At 75.9% G+C, this 22,607-nt stretch carries 2 protein-coding genes; both read left to right on the forward strand.

All coding sequences use genetic code 11. The annotated features are described in order from the left end of the window. Nucleotides 1-64: 64 nt before the first annotated feature. Nucleotides 65-6,355 carry a type I polyketide synthase gene (locus QC282_RS30910; protein WP_279552903.1) on the forward strand — a complete coding sequence of 2,097 codons (6,291 nt, stop codon included), beginning with the start codon at nucleotides 65-67 and terminating at the stop codon, nucleotides 6,353-6,355. Between the two features lie 62 nt (nucleotides 6,356-6,417). After that, nucleotides 6,418-22,607 (forward strand): type I polyketide synthase (locus QC282_RS30915; RefSeq protein ID WP_279552904.1); only part of this gene is annotated, 16,190 nt, incomplete at its 3' end.

Consider the following 22,607-nt stretch of genomic DNA (forward strand, 5'->3'; position numbering starts at 1 on the left):
CATCACGACGGCCGCCGTCGTCCAGGCCACCGGCGACGCCGGCCTACGAGGCCCGCTGTGGTGCGTGACGCGTGACGCCGTGGGCGCCGTCGCCGGCGACCGGGTCGGCGGCGTCGACCGGGCCGCCGTATGGGGACTGGGCCGGGTCGCGGCCCGCGAGTTCCCGGACCGCTGGGGAGGCCTGATCGACCTGCCCGCGACCGGACCGGAGCCCGGCGCCGTCGGCACCCTGCTGTCCGTCCTCGCGGCGGGCGACGGCGAGGACGAGGTGGCGATACGCGCCACCGGCGCCTTCGTCCGGCGGCTCGTGCCCGCGCCCCGGCAGGACCTCGCTCCCGCCCTCCGGCAGGAACAGCCGGTGTCCGGCGGCTGGCGTCCGGGCGGCACCACCCTTGTCACCGGGGGTACCGGCGGCCTCGGCGCCCAGGTCGCCCGGCGGCTGGCGCGGGAGGGTGCGCAGCGGCTGCTGCTGGTCTCCCGGCGCGGCCCGGACGCCCCCGGAGCGGCCGAACTGCGCGACGAACTCACCGCGGCGGGCACGGAAGTGGACATCGCCGCCTGCGACGTCACCGACCGGGCGCGGCTCGCGGAACTGCTCGCGGCCCTCCCCGCCGGCCGGCCGCTCACCGCCGTCGTGCACGCCGCCGGGGTGCTGGACGACGGCGTGCTGGACCGGCTGACGCCCGAACGGTTCACCGGCGTGTTCCACACCAAGGCCACCGGCGCCCTCCTCCTGGACGAACTGACCCGCGGCCACGACCTGTCCGCGTTCGTCCTGTTCTCGTCGGTGTCGGGCGCCGTCGGCAATCCCGGCCAGGCCAACTACGCGGCGGCCAACGCCGTGCTGGACGCCCTGGCCCGGCGCAGACGCGCCGAGGGACTGCCGGGCGTGTCCCTCGCCTGGGGCGCGTGGCGCGGCGCCGGGATGGCCGCCGGCCTCGCGGACGGGCAGGCGGACCGTGCCGGACTCGGCGGCCTCGACCCCGACCTCGCCCTCACCGCCCTGCTGGAGGCGACCGCCGACCCCCACCCCGCCCTCGTCGTCGCCGACCCGGCACCCCTCGCCGCCGCACTGCACGACGCCGGTCCGCGCCGCAGCCGCCTGTTCGACGACCACCCCGCCGCCGGGGCCACCCGTGGCGCGGCGGACACCGTGACGCCTCTGGCCGACCGGCTGCGTGCGGCCCCGGCCGCCGAGCAGGCGGCGCTCGTGCTGGACGTGGTGCGCGCCCAGGCCGCCGCCGCCCTCGGCCACACGCGCGCCGGCGCCGCCCCGGCCGACCGGGCCTTCCGCGCCTCCGGGTTCGACTCCCTCACGGCCGTCGAGCTGCGCAACCGGCTGGTCGCCGCGACCGGCCTGCCCCTCGGCGCGGGCGTCGTCTTCGACCACCCGACCCCACGCCGGCTCGCCGACCACCTCCTGGCATCCCTCAACGGCACACCCCAGGACTCCGCCCAGGACACCGCCCCGGACGCCGGACCGGCCGCCGGGGCCGACGCGGACGACCCCGTGGTGATCGTCGGCATGGCCTGCCGGCTGCCCGGCGGCGCCGACTCACCGCCCCGCCTGTGGGAACTCCTCGCCGGTGAACGGGACGTCATCGGTCCCTTCCCGGCCGACCGCGACTGGGACCTCGGCGAGTTCGACGGCGGCCCCGGCAACCGCTTCGCGGGGGGCTTCCTGCACGACGCCGCCGACTTCGACGCGGCCTTCTTCGGCATCTCCCCGCGCGAGGCCGTCACCATGGACCCGCAGCAGCGGCTGCTGCTGGAGACCGCCTGGGAGGCCTTCGAACGCTCCGGCATCGACCCGACGACCCTGCGCGGCACCCGCACCGGCGTGTTCGTCGGCAGCAACGGACAGGACTACGCCCACGTGGTCAGCGGCGCCGAGGAGCGCACCGAGAGCCACGCCGCCACCGGCCTCGCCGCCGGCGCCCTGTCCGGCCGGGTCTCCTACACCCTCGGTCTGGAGGGCCCGGCGCTCACCGTCGACACCGCCTGCTCGTCCTCCCTGGTCGCCCTGCACACCGCCGTCCAGGCGCTGCGGGCGGGGGAGTGCACCCTCGCGGTGGCGGGCGGCGTCACCGTGATGACCGACTCGGCGAGCTTCGCCCGCGTCCAGCGGCTCGGCGCCATCGCCCGCGACGGCCGCTCCAAGGCCTTCTCCGACGACGCCGACGGCACCGGATACGCCGAAGGCGTCGCCCTGCTCGTGGTCGAGCGGCTGTCCGACGCCCGCCGCAACGGCCACCGCGTCCGCGCCGTCGTCCGCGGGTCCGCCGTGAACCAGGACGGCGCCTCGAACGGCCTCACGGCCCCCAACGGCCCCGCCCAGCAGCGCGTCATCCGGCAGGCACTCGCCGACGCCGGTCTCCGTCCGGCCGACGTGGACGCCGTCGAGGCGCACGGCACCGGCACCCGGCTCGGCGACCCCATCGAAGCGGGCGCGCTCCTCGCGACGTACGGCCGGGAGCGGGAACGGCCGCTGTGGCTGGGCTCCCTGAAGTCCAACATCGGGCACACCCAGGCGGCGGCGGGCGCGGCCGGCGTCATCAAGACGGTGCTCGCCATGGAGCACGGCACCCTGCCGCGCACCCTGCACGCCGACACGCCCTCCACCCGCGTCGACTGGGCGTCGGGCGCCGTACGGCTGCTGACCCGGGCGCGGGAGTGGCCCCGCGCGGAACGCCCGCGCCGGGCGGCCGTCTCGGCGTTCGGCATCAGCGGCACCAACGCGCACGTCGTCCTGGAGGAGGCTCCGGGGCCCGCGGCGAGCCGGGCGCCCGCAGGGCGGAGCCCGGAGCCCGCCCTCGCCGCCGAGACAGACGCCCTCCAAGCGCCCGCCGAACACCCCGGCCTGCCGTTCCTGCTCTCCGCCCGCACGGCATCCGCGCTCGCCGAACAGGCCGCCAGGATCGCCGAGTTCGTGCGCGCGGACCCGGGGACCCCGACCGCGTCGACCGGCTGGTCCCTCGCCACCACCCGCTCCGCCTTCCCGCACCGTGCCGTCGTCCTCGGCGGCGACCGCGACGCGCTCCTCGGCGCCCTGGACGCCCTGGCCGCGGGCGGCGCGGACCCGGCGCTGGTGCGCGGGAGCACCGTCGACAGTGACACCGGGCCCGTGTTCGTCTACCCCGGGCAGGGCTCCCAGTGGTGGGGCATGGGGCGCGAACTCCTCGACACGTCGGCCGTGTTCCGTACGGCCGTCGGCGCGTGTGCCGATGCTCTCGCCCCGTACGTCGACTGGTCCCTCACCGACCTCCTCGCCGGCCAGGGCGAGGATCCGGAAATGCTGCACCGGGCCGACGTCGTGCAGCCCGCGCTGTTCTCGATGATGGTCGCGCTGACCGAGCTGTGGCGCTCCCTCGGTGTGACACCGGGCGCGGTCGTCGGCCACTCGCAGGGGGAGATCGCCGCCGCCCACGTGGCGGGCGCCTTCTGCCTGGAGGAGGCGGCCCGGCTGGTGGCGCTGCGGGGCCGGACCATGCTGAAGCTCGCCGGGCTCGGCGGCCTGATGTCCGTCTTCGCGCCCGCCGACCGCGTCGCACCGCTCCTCGACGCCTGGCCCGGACGGCTCTCCCTGGCCGTCCTCAACGGCCCGGCCGCCGTCGTCGTCTCCGGCGACCGTGCCGCCCTCGACGAACTGGGCGCCCACTGCGCGGAGCAGGGCCTGCGCAGCAAGCACGTCCAGTCCGACATCGCGGGCCACGGCCCGCAGACCGAGGCCGTGAAGAACGAACTCCTCGCGGCCCTGGGCGAGGTGCGGCCCGGACCCGGCCGGGTCCCGTTCTTCTCCACCGTCACCGGCGAACGGCTCGACACCACGGAGCTGACCGCCGGCTACTGGTACCGCAACCTGCGGCACACCGTCCGCATGGAGCAGGCCACGCGGTCCCTGCTGGACGCCGGTCACCGCGTGTTCGTGGAGAGCAGCCCGCATCCCGTGCTGACCGGCGCGATCGGCGAGACCAGCGAGGCGGCCGGCGTCGAGGACGCCGTCGCCGTCGGCACGATCCGCCGCTCCGCCGGCGGCACCCGCACCTTCCTGGCGGCGGCGGCCACCGCCTGGACCGCCGGGGTGCCCGTCGACTGGCGACCCTGTTTCCCGCCCGCCGTCCGCTCCGCCCCGCCCGTCGAACTGCCCACCTACCCCTTCCAGCGCCGGCGCCACTGGCCCACGCCCAGGCCCGCGTCGCCGCCCGCCACCGACGGCGACACCGCCTTCTGGAACCTCGTCGACAGCGGCGACACGACTGGCCTGGCCGCCGAAACCGGCGCCCCAGAGGACGAGTTGGCGGCCGTGCTGCCCGCCCTGACCGACTGGCGGCGACGGACCCGGCGCCGCGCGCTCGCCGCGTCCTGGTGCTACGACGACGCCTGGCACCCGCTGCCGCCGCCCGGCCCGGCCCGGGAGGTGCGGCGGCTCGTCGTCGTGCCGAGCGGCCACGCCACCGACCCCTGGGTGACGGACGTCGTCGCCGCCCTGGGACCCGACACCACCCGCGCCGACGTCGACCCGGCCACCGCCGACCGGACGTCCCTCGCCGGGCTGCTCTCCGCACGGCCCTCCGTCGTCGTCTCCCTGCTCGGCCTCGCCGAGGAACCCGGCGACGAACGCCACCCGGCCGCCCCCGCCGGACTCACCGCGACCCTCGCCCTGGTCCAGGCCCTCGCCGACACCGCCACCGGCGCGAAGCTGTGGTGCCTGACCCGCGAAGCAGTCGCCGCCGTACCCGGCGACCGGGTGCTCCGCCCGACGCAGGGCACCCTGTGGGGCCTCGGCCGGGTCGCCGCCCTGGAACTCCCGGACCTGTGGGGCGGTCTGGCCGACCTGCCCGACACCGTCGACACCCGCACGGGCGCCCTCCTCGCCGCCCGCCTCACCCCGGACGCCGGCGAGGACCAGATCGCGCTGCGCCCGTCCGGCGCCCACGGGCGGCGCCTCGTGCCCGCCGGGGACCCCGCACCTGCCGCGCCCTGGCACACCAGCGGCACCGCCCTGATCACCGGAGGCACCGGCGCGCTCGGCGCCCGGCTCGCCCGCTGGGCCGTCTCGCGCGGCGCAGGACACGTCCTGCTCCTCAGCCGCAGCGGCCCGGACGCCCCCGGCGCCGACACCCTCCGGCGGCAGGTCGAGGACATGGGCGCCCGCGTCACCGTCGCGGCCTGCGACACCGCCGACCGTGCCGCGCTGGCCGCCGAACTCGACGCCGTACCGGACGAGTTCCCGCTCACCACCGTGATCCACGCGGCCGGTGTCAGTGACGGCGACAGCGAGACGACGGCCCTCACCCCGCCCCGTCTCGACGCCCTGCTGCGCGCCAAGCTGCTCGGCGCCCGCCACCTGCACGAACTCACCGCCGGCCGGGACCTCGACGCGTTCGTGCTGTTCTCCTCCGGCGCCGCCTCCTGGGGCAGTGGCGGACAGCCCGCCTACGCCGCCGCCAACGCCTACCTCGACGCGCTCGCCCGGCACCGCCGCGCCGCGGGGCTGACCGCCGCCTCCGTCGCCTGGGGCGCCTGGGGCGGGACCGGCATGGCCACCGCGCCCGGCCTCGCCGCCGAACTCGCCCGGCGCGGCGTCGAACCCATGGACCCCGACACCGCGCTCACCGCCCTGCAACGCGTCCTGGACGAGGACCGCGCCGGTCTGACCGTCTCGGCGACGGACTGGGCGAAGTTCCTCCCGGCGTTCACCGCCGCCCGGCCGAGCCCACTGCTCTCCGCGCTTCCCGAGGCCCGCGAGACCGACCCGGTGGCCGACGCCCACCCGGACGGCGACGCCACCGCACCCGGCCTGCGCGACCGGCTCACCGGCCTGCCCGACGTGGAACGCGCCCGGCTGCTCCTGGACGTGGTCCGCACCGAGGCCGCCGCCACCCTCGGACACCCGGGCGCCGACGCCGTACCGGCCGAACGCGCCCTGCGCGACCTCGGCTTCGACTCCGTCAGCGCGGTCGACCTGCGCAACCGCCTCAAGAAGGCGACCGGGCTGCCGCTGCCCGCCTCCCTCGTCTTCGACCACCCCAACGCCACCGCCGTCGCCGCCCACCTCCAGGCCGAACTGTTCCCCGACGCGGCCGGCGGCACCGGCAGCGGTGACGACCCCGACGCGGCGGTCCGCGCGGTGCTCGCCACGATTCCGCCCGCCCGGCTGCGCAAGGCGGGCCTGCTCGACCTCGTCCTGCAACTCGCCGACGGCGCCCCGTCCGGCCACACCTCGGGCGGCCCGCACGGCGGGCCACGCCCCGAGGGGGCCGAGCGGACCGAGGGGGCCGACGACCCGCACGACCTGGACGCGCTCGACGGCGAGAGCCTGCTGCGGCTCGCCGCCGAGACCGCCACGGACTGACGCGCCCGCCCGACCCGACCGAGCCTGCGCCGACGCGCCCGCCCGACCCCGGAGAGCCCGCAATGAACACACCCAACCGCTACGTCGAGGCGCTGCGGACCTCCCTCAAGGAGAACGATCGGCTGCGCCGGCAGAACCAGCAGCTCATCTCGGCGGCCGTGGAACCCGTCGCGATCGTCGGCATGGGCTGCCGCTTCCCCGGCGGCGTCACCTCGCCCGAGGACCTGTGGCAACTCGTCGTCGACGGCCGTGACGCCATCGGCGGTTTCCCCGCCGACCGCGGCTGGGACCTCGCCCGCCTGGCCGGCGACGGCCCCGGCCGCAGCCGCACCCGCGAAGGCGGCTTCCTCGACGCCATGACCGAGTTCGACCCGGCGTTCTTCGGCATCTCCCCGCGCGAGGCCACGGCGATGGACCCGCAGCAGCGGCTGCTGCTGGAAACCGCCTGGGAGGCCCTGGAACGCGCCGGCATCGCCCCCACCGCCCTGCGCGGCAGCCGCACCGGCGTCTTCGCCGGCACCACGATCCAGGACTACGCCAAGGTCGTCGCCGACGCCCGCGAGGACATGCGGATCTACGCCACCACCGGCCACGCCGCCGGCGTGATCTCCGGCCGCATCTCCTACATCCTCGGCCTGGAAGGGCCCGCCGTCACCGTCGACACCGGCTGCTCCTCCTCGCTCGTCGCCCTGCACTGGGCCGTGCAGTCCCTGCGCACCGGCGAGTCCGCCCTGGCGCTGGCCTGCGGCGCGACCGTGATGTGCACGCCCGGCACCTTCGTCTCCTTCACCGCGCAGGGCGGCCTCGCCGCCGACGGCCGCTGCAAGCCGTTCTCCGCCGCCGCGGACGGCGTCGGCTGGAGCGAGGGCGCCGGCGTCCTCGTCCTCGAACGCCTCAGCGACGCACGCCGCAACGGCCACCCCGTCCTCGCCGTCGTGCGCGGCACCGCCCTCAACCAGGACGGCGCCTCCAACGGCATCAGCGCCCCCAACGGCCCCGCCCAGCAACGCGTCATCCGCGCCGCCCTGGACAACGCCGGCCTCACCCCCGGCCAGATCGACGCCGTCGAAGCGCACGGCACCGGCACCACCCTCGGCGATCCCATCGAGGCCCAGGCCCTCATCGCCGCCTACGGCCAGGACCGCGAACGCCCGCTGCTCATCGGCTCGTTGAAGTCCAACATCGGCCACACCCAGGGCGCCGCCGGAGTCGCCGGCGTCATCAAGACCGTCCTGGCCCTGCGGCACGGGCTGCTGCCGCGCAGCCTGCACGCCGAGGAGCCCACCCCCGACGTCGACTGGACCGCGGGCTCGGTCCGGCTCCTCACCGAGAACACGCCGTGGCCGAACGGCACGGGCCCCCGCCGGGCCGGTGTGTCGTCCTTCGGCATCAGCGGCACCAACGCCCACGTCATCCTGGAACAGGCACCCCCCGCCGAGCACCCCGCGCCCCGCACCGCCGGCGCCCCGGCGCTCACGCCGTGGCCGGTGTCCGCCCGCACCGCCACCGCCCTCGACACCCAGCTCCACCGCCTCACCACGGCCACCGCGCACCTGGACGCCCTCGACGTCGGCCACACCCTCGCCACCGGCCGCGCCCACCTCGAACACCGCGCCGTCCTGCTGCCGGCCGACGGCGGCGGGCCGCGCGAACTGTCCCGGGGCGCCGCCACCGAGGGCGGCCTCGCCGTCCTCTTCACCGGCCAGGGCAGCCAACGCCTCGGCACGGGACGGGAGTTGTACGACCGTTTCCCCGTCTTCGCCGAGACGCTGGACGGCCTGTTCACCCACCTCGACCCCGCCCTGCGCGACGTCATGTGGGGGACCGACGAGGCACGGCTGAACCGCACCGAGTACGCCCAGCCCGCCCTGTTCGCCGTCGGGACCGCCCTGTACCGCCTCGCCGAGTCGCTCGGTGTGCGCCCCGGCTTCCTCGCCGGGCACTCCGTCGGCGAGATCACCGCCGCGCACGTCGCCGGGGTGCTCTCCGCCGAGGACGCCTGCGCCCTCGTCACCGCGCGGGGCCGGCTCATGCAGGCGCTGCCCGAGGGCGGCGCCATGGTCGCCGTGGAGGCCACCGAGGCGGACGTACGCCCCCTGCTCGCCCCCGACGTGGCCCTCGCCGCCGTCAACGGACCCGCGTCGGTCGTCCTGTCCGGCGCCGAGGACGCCGTGCTCGCCGCCGCCGACCGGCTCCGCGCGGCCGGACACCGCACCCACCGGCTGGCGGTCTCGCACGCCTTCCACTCGCCGCTGATGACGCCCATGCTCGACGCCTTCCGCGAAGCCGTCGCCGGGCTCACCTTCCACGACCCGCGGCTGCCCGTGGTCTCCACGGTCACCGGCCGCACCGCCACCGCCCCCGAACTGCGCGACCCCGGGCACTGGGTCCGGCACGCCGTGGCCACCGTCCGCTTCGCCGACGCGGTGCACACCCTCGCCGCGCGAGGGGTCCGCGCCCACGCGGAACTCGGCCCCGACGGAGTGCTCTCCGCGCTCGTCACGGAACCCGGCGCCGTCGCCGTGCCGCTCCTGCGCGCCGGCCGCCCGGAAGAACTGTCCTTCCTCACCGGCCTGGCCCGACTGCACACGGCGAGCACGGCCGGCACCGTCGACTGGGCCGCCCTCTACCGGGACACCGGGGCCCGCCACGTCGACCTGCCCACCACCGTCTTCGAACGGCAGCGCTACTGGCCCACCCCCGGCGGCCGGGTCCGGGACGCCGCCGGTCTCGGACTCGGCCCGACCGGCCACCCCCTCCTCGGCGCCGCCGTCGACCTCGCCGACGGCCAGGGCACCGTCCTCACCGGCCGACTGAGCCCGGACAGCCGGCCGTGGCTCGCCCAGCACGTCGTCCACGGCCGCGCCCTCGTCCCCGGCACGGCCTTCCTGGACCTCGCGCTCCGGGCGGCCGGGGAAGCCGGCTGCGACCGCGTCCACGACCTCACCCTCACGGCGCCCCTGGAACTCCGGGACCGCGAGGCCGTGCACCTCCAGGTCCGGGTCGGCCCGCGGGACGCCGACGGCCGCCGCGCCGTGACCGTCCACTCCCGGCCCGAACCGGCCGGCCCCGACGAGCCGTGGACCGACCACGCCACCGGCCGCCTCGACACCGCCCCGGCCACCGGAACGGCCCCCTTCGCCGACACCTTCGACGCCACGGCCTGGCCGCCCCCCGGCGCCGAACCCGTCGACCTCACCGACTGCTACACCCACCTGGAAAGCCTCGGTTTCACCTACGGGCCCCTGTTCCGCGGCCTGCGCGCGGCCTGGCGCCGCGGCACGGAACTGTTCACCGAGGCCGCCCTGCCCCGCGAGGCCCACGCCGACGCGGCCTCCTTCCCGCTGCACCCGGCCCTGTCCGACGCCGCCCAGCACGCCGCCGCCTTCGGCGACCTCGGCGCGCTGAGCGAGGGCGGGCTGCCGTTCTCCTGGGAAGGCGTGACCCTGCACGCCCCGGGCGCCACGGCCGTACGCACCCGCCTGGCCCGCCTCGACCACGACACCGTCACCCTGCACGCCGCCGACCCGGCCGGCCGCCCCGTCCTCACCGTCGAGGCCTTCGTCACCCGCCCCGCCCCGCCGGCGCCCGGCACACCGGACGCCGTGCCCGACGCGCTGTTCACCGTGGACTGGGCCGCGGCCGGGGAACCGCCGCAGAACGGCGTCCAGGACCTAACGGTCGTGGGCCCGGACACCGACGACCTCGTCGAAGCCCTGCGCGCGGCGGGCACGAACGTCACGATCCGCCCCGCCCTGCCCGAACCGGCCGACGTGCCGTCCGTCGTCCTGGTCCACCTGGCGTCCGGCGCGGAACCGCTGCCCGCCGCGCTGCACACCACCGCCGAGCAGGCTCTCCACCTGGTCCGTACGTGGCTGTCCGAGCCCGGGTTCGCCACCGCCCGCCTGGTCGTGGCCACCCCGGCCACCGGTGACCCGGCGGCAGCCGCGGCACGAGGACTGCTGCGCACCGCACAGACCGAGAACCCGGGCCGGTTCACGCTCCTCCACCTCGACGGCCCGCCCGACGGCCACCTGCTGAGCCGCGCCCTGGCGACACCCGAACCCGAGATCCGCCTCTCCGGAACCGAACTCCTCGTCCCCAGGCTCACCGGAGCAGCCCGCACCACCCCACCGCCCGCCTGGGACGTGTCCGGCACCGTGCTGGTCACCGGCGGCACCGGCGGCCTCGGCGCGCTCGTCGCCCGCCACCTGGTGACCCGGCACGCGGCCCACGACCTCCTGCTGGTCTCACGGCGCGGGCCCGACGCCCCCGGCGCGCGGCAACTCGCCGCCGACCTCACCGGACTCGGCGCCCGCGCCAGGATCGCCGCCTGCGACGTCGGCGACCGGGACGCCCTGGCCCGCCTCCTCGCGGACGAGCGGCTGTCCGCCGTGATCCACACCGCGGGCGTCGTGGACGACGGCGTGGTCCAAGCCCTCACCCCCGAACGACTGGCCACCGTCCTGCGCCCCAAGGCGGACGCCGCCTGGCACCTGCACGAACTCGCCCCCGACGTCGGCACGTTCGTGGTCTTCTCCTCGGCCGCGGGCACCCTGGGCGGCGCAGGCCAGGCCAACTACGCCGCCGCCAACGCCTTCCTCGACGCCCTCGCCGAACACCGCCGCGCACTCGGCCTGCCCGCCCTGTCCCTGGCCTGGGGCCCCTGGGACGTCGCCGACAGCACCATGACGGGCGGGCTCACCGACGTGGACCGGGCCCGCCTGGCCCGCTCCGGCTTCCCCTTCCTCACCCCCGAGCAGGGCCTCGCCCTCTTCGACGCCGCCCCGGCCGCCGACCGCGCCACCCTCCTCCCCATCAGGCTCGACCCGACCGCCCTGCGCGCCCGCGACGACGTACCCGCGCTGCTGCGCGACGTGGTCCGTCCGCGCGTACGCCGCACGGCCCAGGCGTCGGCGTCGGCGTCGGCGCCGGAACCGGCGTCGGGGGAGACCGCTGCGGCCGGTTTCACGTCACGGCTCACCGCGCTCGACCACCCCGGGCGGCGGGCCGCGCTGCTCGATCTGGTGCGCGCGAACGTGGCCGTCGTCCTCGGGCACCAGCACACCGAGGCCGTGGAGGCCGGCCGGTCCTTCCGCGACCTGGGGTTCGACTCCCTGACGGCGGTGGAACTGCGCAACGCGCTGACCACCGCGACCGGCCTGCGACTGCCCGCGACGCTCGTCTTCGACCACCCGACGCCCCAGGCACTCGCCGAGCGTCTGCTGGCCGACCTCTGCCCGGACACGGCAGCCGGGCCGGAGACACGGGACGCGCTGCCCACCTCCGAGGTGGCCGACGACCCCGTGGTGGTCGTGGGGATGGCGTGCCGTTTCCCGGGTGGGGTGAGCTCCCCGGAGGACCTGTGGCAGTTGGTGTCGGGCGGTATCGACGCGGTCGGTGAGTTCCCGGCGGACCGAGGCTGGGACCTGGACCGGCTCTACCACCCGGACCCCGGACATCCGGGCACGTCGTCCACCCGGGAGGGCGGGTTCCTGAGAGGCGTCGGGGGCTTCGACGCCGAGTTCTTCGGGATGAGTCCGCGTGAGGCGTTGGCGACGGATGCTCAGCAGCGGTTGCTGCTGGAGTCGTCGTGGGAGGCGGTCGAGCGGGCGGGTATCGATCCGGTTTCGCTGGCCGGGAGCAGGACCGGTGTGTTCGCGGGCGTGATGTACAACGACTACCGGGAGTTGCTGACCGGGGACGAGTACGAGGCGTTCCGGGGCAACGGCAGCGCGCCGAGCGTTGCGTCGGGCCGGGTGGCGTACGCCCTGGGCCTCGAAGGACCAACGGTGTCCATCGACACGGCGTGTTCGTCGTCGTTGGTGGCGGTGCATTTGGCTGCGCAGGCGTTGAGGTCGGGGGAGTGTTCGCTGGCGTTGGCCGGTGGTGTGACGCTGATGTCGACGCCGACGACGTTTGTGGAGTTCTCTCGGCAGGGTGGGTTGGCGCCGGACGGTCGGTGCAAGGCGTTCTCGGATGCGGCCGACGGGGTCGGCTGGGCCGAGGGTGTCGGTGTTCTGGTGCTGGAGCGGGAGTCGGACGCTCTCCGGAACGGTCATCGGATTCTGGCTGTGGTGCGTGGGTCGGCTGTGAATCAGGATGGGGCGTCGAACGGTCTGACGGCGCCGAACGGGCCGTCCCAGCAGCGGGTGATCCGGCAGGCGCTGGCCGGTGCCGGGCTGGAGCCGCGGGACGTGGATGTGGTGGAGGCGCACGGCACGGGGACCCGGCTGGGGGACCCGATCGAGGCGCAGGCCCTGCTCGCCACGTACGGGCAGGAGCGGGAACGGCCGTTGCTGCTGGGCTCGGTGAAGTCGAACATCGGGCACACGCAGGCCGCTGCGGGCGTGGCGGGTGTGATCAAGAGCGTCATGGCGATGCGGCAGGGCGTGGTCCCGCCGACGCTGCATGCCGATGTCCCGTCCTCGCACGTCGACTGGTCGGCCGGGACTGTGGAGTTGGCGCGCGAGGAGACCCCGTGGCCCGACACCGGGCGTCCGCGCCGGGCAGCGGTCTCCTCCTTCGGTGTGAGCGGCACCAACGCGCACCTGATCCTCGAACAACCCCACCCCCAGCATCCCGAGCAGCCGGAACCCGAGGACGAGACGCAGTCGCGGGGCGTGGTTCCGTGGATCGTGTCGGCCAGGACGGCCGCCGCGCTGGACGCACAACTCGACCGCCTCCACGCCGGTGCCGAAGGTTCCCCGCACGACATCGGGCATGCGCTGGCGACCGGAAGAACCCTGTTCGCCCATCGGGCGGTACTGCTGGCCGGACCGGACGGGCGCACGGAAGCGGCGCGCGGAGTGGCGGCGGGCACGGGCCCGTTGGCGATGCTCTTCTCCGGGCAGGGCGCGCAACGACTGGCGATGGGGCGTGGGTTGTACGAGCGTTTCCCGGTCTTCGCGGAGGCGTTGGACGCCGTCCTGGCCGAACTCGACCCGGCGTTGCGGGGGGTGATGTGGGGCGAGGACGAGGAGACGCTGAATCGGACGGAGTATGCGCAGCCTGCTCTCTTCGCGGTCGAGGTGGCTCTGTTCCGGCTGGTGGAGTCTTTGGGTGTGCGGCCGGACTTCGTTGCCGGGCACTCGGTCGGTGAGGTCGCCGCCGCGCATGTGGCGGGTGTGCTGTCTTTGGCGGATGCGGGTGTGCTGGTGTCGGCGCGGGCGCGGTTGATGCGGGCGTTGCCCCAGGGCGGGCTGATGGTCGCGGTGGAGGCTGCTGAGGAGGAGGTGTTGCCGCTGCTGTCGCAGGGGGTGTCGGTCGCGGCGGTCAACGGGCCCCGCTCACTGGTCCTGTCGGGTTCCGAGGATGCTGTCCTCGCGGTGGCCGCTGCCCTGCCCGGCCGTCGCAGTACGCGGTTGCGTGTCTCGCACGCTTTCCATTCGCCGCTGATGGACCCGATGCTGGACGACTTCCGGGAAGCGATCTCGGGAATCACCTTCCGCGAGCCGCGCGTCCCGTTGGTCTCCCATCTCACCGGGTCCCTCGCCGATCCGGCCGACCTGTGCACCCCCGGTCACTGGGTCCGTCACGTCCGGGAGACCGTCCGCTTCTGCGACGGCATCCGCACCCTGACCGGTCAGGGAGTCAGCCGCTTCCTCGAACTCGGTCCCGACGGCACCCTGACCGCCCTCGTCCAGCAGTCCGCACCCGAGGACGTCATCGCCGTACCCGCCCTCCGCAAGGACCGGCCCGAACCCGATGCCGTGCTCACCGCGTTGGCCGCGCTGCACGTGGACGGGGTGCCCGTCGACTGGGCGGCACTGTTCGACGCACGCCGCGTCAGGCCCGTGGAGCTGCCGACGTACCCCTTCCAGCACCGGGACTTCTGGCCCCGGCCGGCGCTCCCGGCCCAGGACGCCACGGGCCTCGGTCTGGTCCCGGCCGGGCACGGTCTGCTGGGCGCCGCCGTGCCGCTCGCCGACGCGGACGGCGTCGTCCTCACCGGGCGGCTGTCGCGCACCGGGCAGCCCTGGCTCGCCGACCACGCCGTGCTGGGCCGCACGTTGCTGCCCGGGTCGGCCCTGGTGGAGCTGGCGGTGCGGGCGGGGGAGGAGTGCGGGTGCGAGCGGGTCGAGGAGCTGACGCTGGGCGCGCCGCTCGTCGTGCCGGCCGAGGGCGCCGTACGTATCCAGGTCACGGTCGGAACCGACGACGGCGACGGGCGGCGGCCGGTGACCGTGCACGCGCGCCCGGAGAGCGCCGTGGACGACGAGCCGTGGACCGTTCACGCCACAGGTGTGCTCGGCACGTCCTCGGAAGTGCCGCTGTCGGAGGCGGAGTTGGCGGTCTGGCCGCCTGCCGACGCCACCCCGGTCGACCTGGGGGCGTTCTACCCCGACCGGGCCGCGACCGGGTTCGACTACGGCCCGGCGTTCCAAGGGCTGCGGCGGGCCTGGCGGCGCGGCGACGAGGTGTTCGCCGAGGCGGAACTGCCCGACGGCACGGAACCGAACGGCTTCGGTCTGCACCCCGCCCTCTTCGACGCGGCCCTCCAGGGCACGTCGCTGCTGGTCGGTGACGGCGTGGTGCCGTTCGCGTGGGAGGGCGTCGCGCTGCACGCCCACGGGGCCACGGCGGTACGCGCCCGGCTCACGCTCGTCGCGCCGGACCGGGTGCGTGTCGCTCTCGCCGACCCAACCGGGCAACTCGTCGCCACCGCCGACTCGCTGGCCGTGCGTGCCGTCACGGCCGGGCAGTTGCAGGCGACGGCCGGTCCCCTCTACCGGGTCGACTGGGTGCCGGCCGCCGCGCCGTCGGCCCCGTACCGGGGCACGGTCACACTGACCGGCGACCCCGACGAGCGCCACGTCGTTGCCCTCCGGGACGCCGGAGCCGCGATCGTGGAGGAGGGCGCCGACGTCCGGGTCGCGCTCCTGCCGGCCCCCGCCCCGGACAGCGGGGTCCTCTCGGCCGTCCGGTCCGCACTGGCGCTCCTGCGCGGCGGCCTCGCGGAGGAACCGGACCGGCCCCTGGTCGTCGTCACCGAGGACACCGGGGACCCGGCGGTGGCGGCCGTACGAGGGCTGCTGCGGTCGGCTGCGGCGGAACACCCCGGGCGGGTGGCCGCACTCACCGTCGAAGGCACCGCCGCTCCGGAGGCGCTGCGCACCGCGCTCGGGGTGCTGCTCGACGGCGGCGAGCCGGAGGTCTCGGTGCGGGGCGCGGACGTCCTCGTACCGCGGCTGGCCCGCGTCACGGCACCCACGGCACCCGCACCGGAACCGGCGGTGCAGCCGGCACCGGGTCCGGCGGGGCAGCCGGCACCCGAACCGAAAAGGCGGCCCGCACCGCAACCGGAAGGGCAGCCGGCAGGGGATCCGGCACCGGAACCGGAAGGGCAGCCGACAAAGGGTCCGGCAGGGCACCCGGCCTGGGGTGGCCCGGGCACCGTCCTCGTCACCGGCGGTACGGGCGGCCTCGGTGCGGCGCTCGCCCGGCATCTGGTCGCCCGGCACGGCGTGCGCGACCTCCTGCTGGTCTCCCGGCGCGGCCCGGACGCGACCGGCGCCGCCGAACTGGCCGCCGACCTCACCGAGGCCGGGGCCCGCGTCGAGATCGCGGCCTGCGACATCGGCGACCGGGACGCCCTGGCCGCCCTGCTCGCCGGACGGACCCTCGGCGGGGTCGTGCACACGGCCGGTGTCCTGGACGACGGCGTGGTGACCGCGCTGACCGACGAACGGCTGGCCGCCGTACTGCGCCCGAAAGCCGACGCGGCCCGCCACCTGCACGAACTCCTGAGCGATCAAGGGCCGTTCGTCGTCTTCTCGTCGGCCGCAGGCACCCTCGGCAGCGCCGGCCAGGGCAACTACGCCGCCGCCAACGCCTACCTCGACGCCCTCGTCCGCGAGCGCCGTGCCGCCGGACTGCCGGGCCTGTCGCTGGCCTGGGGCCCCTGGGAGGCGTCGGCCGGGATGGCCGGTCAGCTGAACGCCGCCGACCGGGCCCGCATGGCCCGCACCGGGCTGCTGCCGCTGCCCACCGACACCGCCCTCGCCCTGTTCGACGCCGCGCTCGCGGGCGACGAACCCGTCGTGCTCCCCCTCAGCCTGGACGCCGCCGCACTCGGCGCCGCGGGCCCCGCCGAAGTCCCGGCGGTGCTGCGCGCACTCGTCCGGGGCCCGCGCCGCACGGCAGCCGCCGCGACCTCCTCGTCCCGCACCGACGACCTCGCGACCGCCCTCGCCCGGCTGACCCCGGACGAGCAGCTGCGTGAACTGCTCGGGCTCGTCCGCCGCGAGGTCGCCCGCGTCCTCGGCCACCGGCACGCCGAGGCCGTCGACCCGCAACGCCCGTTCCGCGAGCTGGGCTTCGACTCGCTCACCGCCGTGGAACTGCGCAACGCCCTCGCCGCCGCCACCGGCCTGCGGCTCACCGCGACCCTCGTCTTCGACCACCCGACGGCCGCCGGCCTCGCGGCCCACCTGCGCGCGGAACTGGCCGGCCGGGACCCCGCACCCGCCGGACAACCCCTCACCGCGCCGTCGGCCGACGACGACCCCGTGGCCGTCGTCGGCATGGCCTGCCGCTTCCCCGGCGACGTCAACTCCCCGGAGGACCTGTGGCGACTGGTCACCGGCGGCGTCGACGCGATCGGCGACGTACCCGTCGAACGCGGCTGGGACACGGCGAGGCGCGGCGGATTCCTCACCGGGGCGGGCGACTTCGACGCCGACTTCTTCGGCATGAGCCCCCGCGAGGCCCTCGCCACCGACGCCCAGCAGCGGCTCCTGCTGGAAACCTCCTGGGAGGCGTTCGAGCGGACCGGCATCGACCCGGTCACCCTGCGCGGCAGCAGGACCAGTGTCTTCGCGGGCGTCATGTACGGCGACTACGGCACGCTGCTCACCGACGAGCGGTACGAGGGGCTGCGCGGCGCCGGCAGCGCCCACAGCGTCGCCTCCGGACGCGTCGCCTACACCCTCGGGCTCGAAGGCCCCGCCGTCACCGTCGACACCGCCTGCTCCTCGTCCCTCGTCGCGATCCACCTCGCGGCGCAGGCACTGCGCGGCGGCGAATGCACCCTGGCCCTGGCCGGGGGCGTGACGGTCATGGCGACGCCGTCGACCTATGCCGAGTTCGACCGGCAGGGCGGGCTCGCCCCCGACGGCCGCTGCAAGGCGTACTCCGACGCGGCCGACGGCGTGGGCTGGGGCGAGGGCGTCGGCCTGGTCGTCCTGGAACGGCTGTCCGACGCCCGCCGCAACGGGCACCGGGTGCTGGCCGTACTGCGCGGCAGCGCCGTCAACCAGGACGGCGCCTCCAACGGCCTGACCGCGCCCAACGGGCCCGCCCAGCAGCGCGTCATCCGACAGGCGCTCGCCGCTGCCGGGCTGTCCCCGGCCGACGTGGACGCCGTCGAGGGACACGGCACCGGCACCCGGCTGGGCGACCCCATCGAGGCACAGGCCCTGCTCGCCACCTACGGGCAGGACCGTGAACGGCCCCTGCTGCTCGGCTCGGTGAAGTCCAACATCGGGCACACCCAGGCCGCCGCCGGTGTCGCCGGCGTCATCAAGACGGTGCTGGCCATGCGGCACGGCGTCGTCCCGCGCACCCTGCACGCCGACCCGCCGTCCTCGCACGTCGACTGGGCGTCGGGCGCGGTCCGGCCGGTGTGCGAGGACACCCCCTGGCCCGACTCCGGCCGCCCACGCCGGGCCGCCGTCTCCTCCTTCGGCGTCAGCGGCACCAACGCCCACCTGATCCTGGAGGCGGCCCCGCCGCAGCGGGACCGCGCCGACGAACCCGCCCGGGGAAACGTCCTGACGCCCGGCGTGGTGCCGTGGGTGCTGTCCGCCCGCACGCCCGCCGCACTCGACGCCCGCCTCGCCCAACTGGCCTGCCGGGACGACCGGCTGGACGTCGCGCTCACCCTGGCGGCCACCGGCTCCACGGCCTTCCCGCACCGGTCCGTCGTCCTCGCCACCGGCACCGGCCCCGTCGAGATCGCTCGCGGGACCGCCGCCGATCCCGGCCGCACCGCCTTCCTCTTCTCCGGGCAGGGCGCCCAACACCTCGCGGCGGGACGCGCGTTGTACGACCGCTTCCCCGTCTTCGCCGCAGCGCTGGACGAGGTGTTCACGCACCTGGCACCGGCCGTGCGGGAGGTGCTGTGGGGCGAGGACGCGCAGGCCCTGGACCGCACCGAGTACGCCCAGCCCGCCCTGTTCGCCGTCGGGGTCGCCCTGTACCGGCTCGTGGAGTCGCTGGGCGTCCGGCCGGACATGGTGGCCGGGCACTCCGTCGGCGAGATCGCCGCCGCGCACGTCGCCGGAGTCCTCTCCCTGCCCGACGCCTGCCGGCTGGTGTCCGCCCGGGCGGCGCTCATGGGCGCCCTGCCCGAGGGCGGCGTGATGATCGCCGTCGAGGCCGCCGAGGACGAGGTACTGCCCCATCTGGTGGACGGCGCCGCGGTCGCCGCCGTCAACGGGCCCGCCTCCGTGGTGCTCTCGGGCGACCCCGAAGCCGTGGAAGCCACGCTCGCGGCCCTGCCCGGTGACCGGCGCACCACACGGCTGTCCGTCAGCCACGCCTTCCACTCCCCGCACATGGACCCCATGACGGCCGCCTTCCGGGAGGTCCTGGACGACCTGGACTTCCACGAGCCGCGCCTGCCGGTCGTCTCCACCGTGACCGGAACCCTGACCGGAACTCTTACCGGACCTCCTACGGGACTTCTGACCGGGACCTTGGCCGGGGGCGGGGACCTGACCACTCCCGAGTACTGGACACGGCACGCCCGCGAGACCGTCCGCTTCGCCGACGCCGTCCGTGCGATGGCCGACGCCGGCGCCCGCACGTACGTCGAACTCGGCCCGACCGCCGTCCTGTCCGCCCTCGTCGAGCCCGCGCTGCCCGTGGACGCTCCCGCCCTCGCGGTGCCGCTGCTGCGCGCCGACAGGCCGGAGGAGACGGCGTTCGTCACCGCCCTGGCCCGGTTGTTCACGACGGGTGTACCCGTCGACTGGCCCGCGCTCTTCGCGGGCACGGGCGCACGCCGCACCGAACTGCCCACCTACCCGTTCCGGCACCGCCGCTACTGGCCGACCCCCGCACTCGCCCGGGGAGACGTGCGCGGCTCGGGTCTGACCGCCGTGCACCACCCGCTGCTGCGCGCCGCGCTGCCCCTCGCGCAGAGCGACGGGGCCCTGTTCACCGGCCGCGTCTCGGTCGCCACGCACCCGTGGACCGAGGGCCACCGGGTCACCGGGCGCACGATGCTGCCGGGCACCGCCCTGGCCGACCTGGTGGCCCGGGCCGGCACCGAACTCGGCCACGGACGCATACGGGAACTGACCCTCACCGCCCCCCTCGCCCTGCCCGAACACGACGCCCTGATCCTCCAGGTGTCCATCGGCGTACCCGACGAGACCGGCCGCCGCCCGGTGACCGTCTCCTCCCGCCCCGACGACGACCCGGACACCCCGTGGCAGTGCAACGCCACCGGACTGCTCGCCGCACCGGCACCGACCGCGCCCCGGCCGGCTGCCCCCACCGGGACGTGGCCACCGGCCGACGCCGAGCCCGTCGAACTCGACGGGTTCTACGAGGAGTTGGCCGACGCCGGTCTGTCGTACACCCAGCCCTTCCGGGGCCTGACCGGGGTCTGGCGGCGCGGACGGGAGGTGTTCGCCGAGGCCGCGCTCCCCACCGACACCGACACCGACGGCTTCGGCCTGCACCCCGCGCTGCTCGACTCGGTCCTGCACGCCGCCGCCTTCACGGGCGGCGCACCGGGCCTGCCCTTCACCTGGCAGGACGTGGAACTGCACACCACCGGGGCACGGGCGGTCCGTGCCACGCTCAAGCCGGACGCCGCTGCCGGTGGCGGCGTCTCCGTCACGGTCACCGACCCGGACGGCACCCCGGTCGCCACGGTCGGCTCCCTCCTCACCCGGCCGACCACCGGACTCGGCACACTCGGCACGACACGGAACGCCCTGTACCGCGTCGAGTGGACCCCGCTGCCGGACACCGACGAGCCCTCTCGCGACCCGGACGAGACGCCCGACCCCGTCCTCCCCGTCCTCACGGAGATCACCACGGACGGCGGCCCGCACGCCACGCTCTCCCGGACACTGCGCACCCTCCACGACTGGCTGGCCACCCAACCCGCCGATCAGAGCGGCCAGTTGGTGATGGTCGTGCCGGAGGACGACGACCCGGTACTGGACGCGGTCCGCGCCCTGGTGCGCTCCGCGGCGAACGAACACCCCGGCCGGTTCGCCCTGCTGACCCCGGACGAGCACCCCCTGCCCCTGCCCCGGCTGCGCGCCGCCCTCGCCCAGGGCGAGACGGAACTCGCCGTACGCGGCACGGAACTCCTCGCCCCCCGCCTGGTCCGGCACGCACCACCCGACCAGGCCAACGGGATCGACTGGACGGCCGCCGAGGGCAGCGTCCTGATCACCGGCGGCACCGGCGGCCTCGGCGCGGCACTCGCCCGGCACCTCGTCCGCACGCACGGGGTGCGGGACCTGCTGCTGGTGTCCCGGCGCGGCCCGCACGCGCCCGGCGCGGCGGATCTCGTCGCCGGGCTGACCGAGGCCGGGGCCCGCGCCGAGGTCGCGGCCTGTGACGTCGGCGACCGGGACGCCCTGGCCGCCCTGCTCGCCGGGCGGACCGTGTCCGCGGTCGTGCACACGGCCGGCGTCCTCGACGACGGGGTACTGACCGAGCTGACCGACGAACGGCTCGCCACCGTACTGCGCCCCAAGGCGGACGCCGCCCAGCACCTGCACGAACTCCTCCCGGATGTCCGGGCGTTCGTCCTCGTCTCCTCGGCAGCGGGAGCACTCGGCGGCAGCGGCCAGGCCAACTACGCCGCTGCCAACGCCTACCTCGACGGCCTGGCCGCCCACCGGCGCCGACACGGGCTGCCCGCACACTCCCTCGCCTTCGGCCCCTGGGACCTCGCCACCGGCATGGCGGGCGAGCTCACCGACCCCGACCGGGACCGCCTGTCCCGCTCCGGAATCCGGCCGCTCACCGAGCAGGAGGGCCTCGACCTCTTCGACGCCGCCACGGCCTGTGAACACCCGACGCTCCTGCCGGTACGGCTCGACCACCGGGCCCTGCGGTCACGCTCCGACGTACCGCCCCTGCTGCGAGGGCTGGTCCGGCGGCGCGCGGAAGCGGCGACCGCCGGGCACCCCAGCGGCCTGCCACGCCGACTCGCCGGACGCACGGAGCAGGAACAGCACGACATGCTCCTGGACGCCGTCCGCACCGGTGCCGCCTCGGTCCTCGGCCACGACAGCACCGACGCCGTCGACCCGAGCCGTCCCTTCCGCGACCTGGGCTTCGACTCCCTGACCGCGGTGGAACTCCGCAACGCCCTCTCCCGGGCGACCGGCCTGCGACTCCCCGCGACCCTCGTCTTCGACCACCCGACGCCCCAGTCCCTGGCCGGTCACCTCCGCCGGCTGCTGGCAGGGGCGACGACCACCGCCGATCCGAAGCTGCTGCCGACCCCCGTGTCGGCGCCGCCGACGGGCGACCCGGTGGTGATCGTCGGCATGGCCTGCCGTTTCCCGGGCGGGGTGAGCTCCCCGGAGGACCTGTGGCAGTTGGTGTCGGGTGGTATCGACGCGGTCGGTGAGTTCCCGGCGGACCGAGGCTGGGACCTGGACCGGCTCTACCACCCGGACCCCGGACATCCGGGCACGTCGTCCACCCGGGCGGGCGGCTTCCTCGCCGACGTGGGCGGGTTCGACGCCGAGTTCTTCGGGATGAGTCCGCGTGAGGCGTTGGCGACGGATGCTCAGCAGCGGTTGCTGCTGGAGTCGTCGTGGGAGGCGGTCGAGCGGGCGGGTATCGATCCGGTTTCGCTGGCCGGGAGCAGGACCGGTGTGTTCGCGGGCGTGATGTACAACGACTACCGGGAGTTGCTGACCGGGGACGAGTACGAGGCGTTCCGGGGCAACGGCAGCGCGCCGAGCGTTGCGTCGGGCCGGGTGGCGTACGCCCTGGGCCTCGAAGGACCAACGGTGTCCATCGACACGGCGTGTTCGTCGTCGTTGGTGGCGGTGCATTTGGCTGCGCAGGCGTTGAGGTCGGGGGAGTGTTCGCTGGCGTTGGCCGGTGGTGTGACGCTGATGTCGACGCCGACGACGTTTGTGGAGTTCTCTCGGCAGGGTGGGTTGGCGCCGGACGGCCGGTGCAAGGCGTTCTCGGATGCGGCCGACGGGGTCGGCTGGGCCGAGGGTGTCGGTGTTCTGGTGCTGGAGCGGGAGTCGGA

Origin of the sequence: Streptomyces sp. DH24 (assembly GCF_029813775.1) — a bacterium.
In the GTDB taxonomy this organism is placed as follows: domain Bacteria; phylum Actinomycetota; class Actinomycetes; order Streptomycetales; family Streptomycetaceae; genus Streptomyces.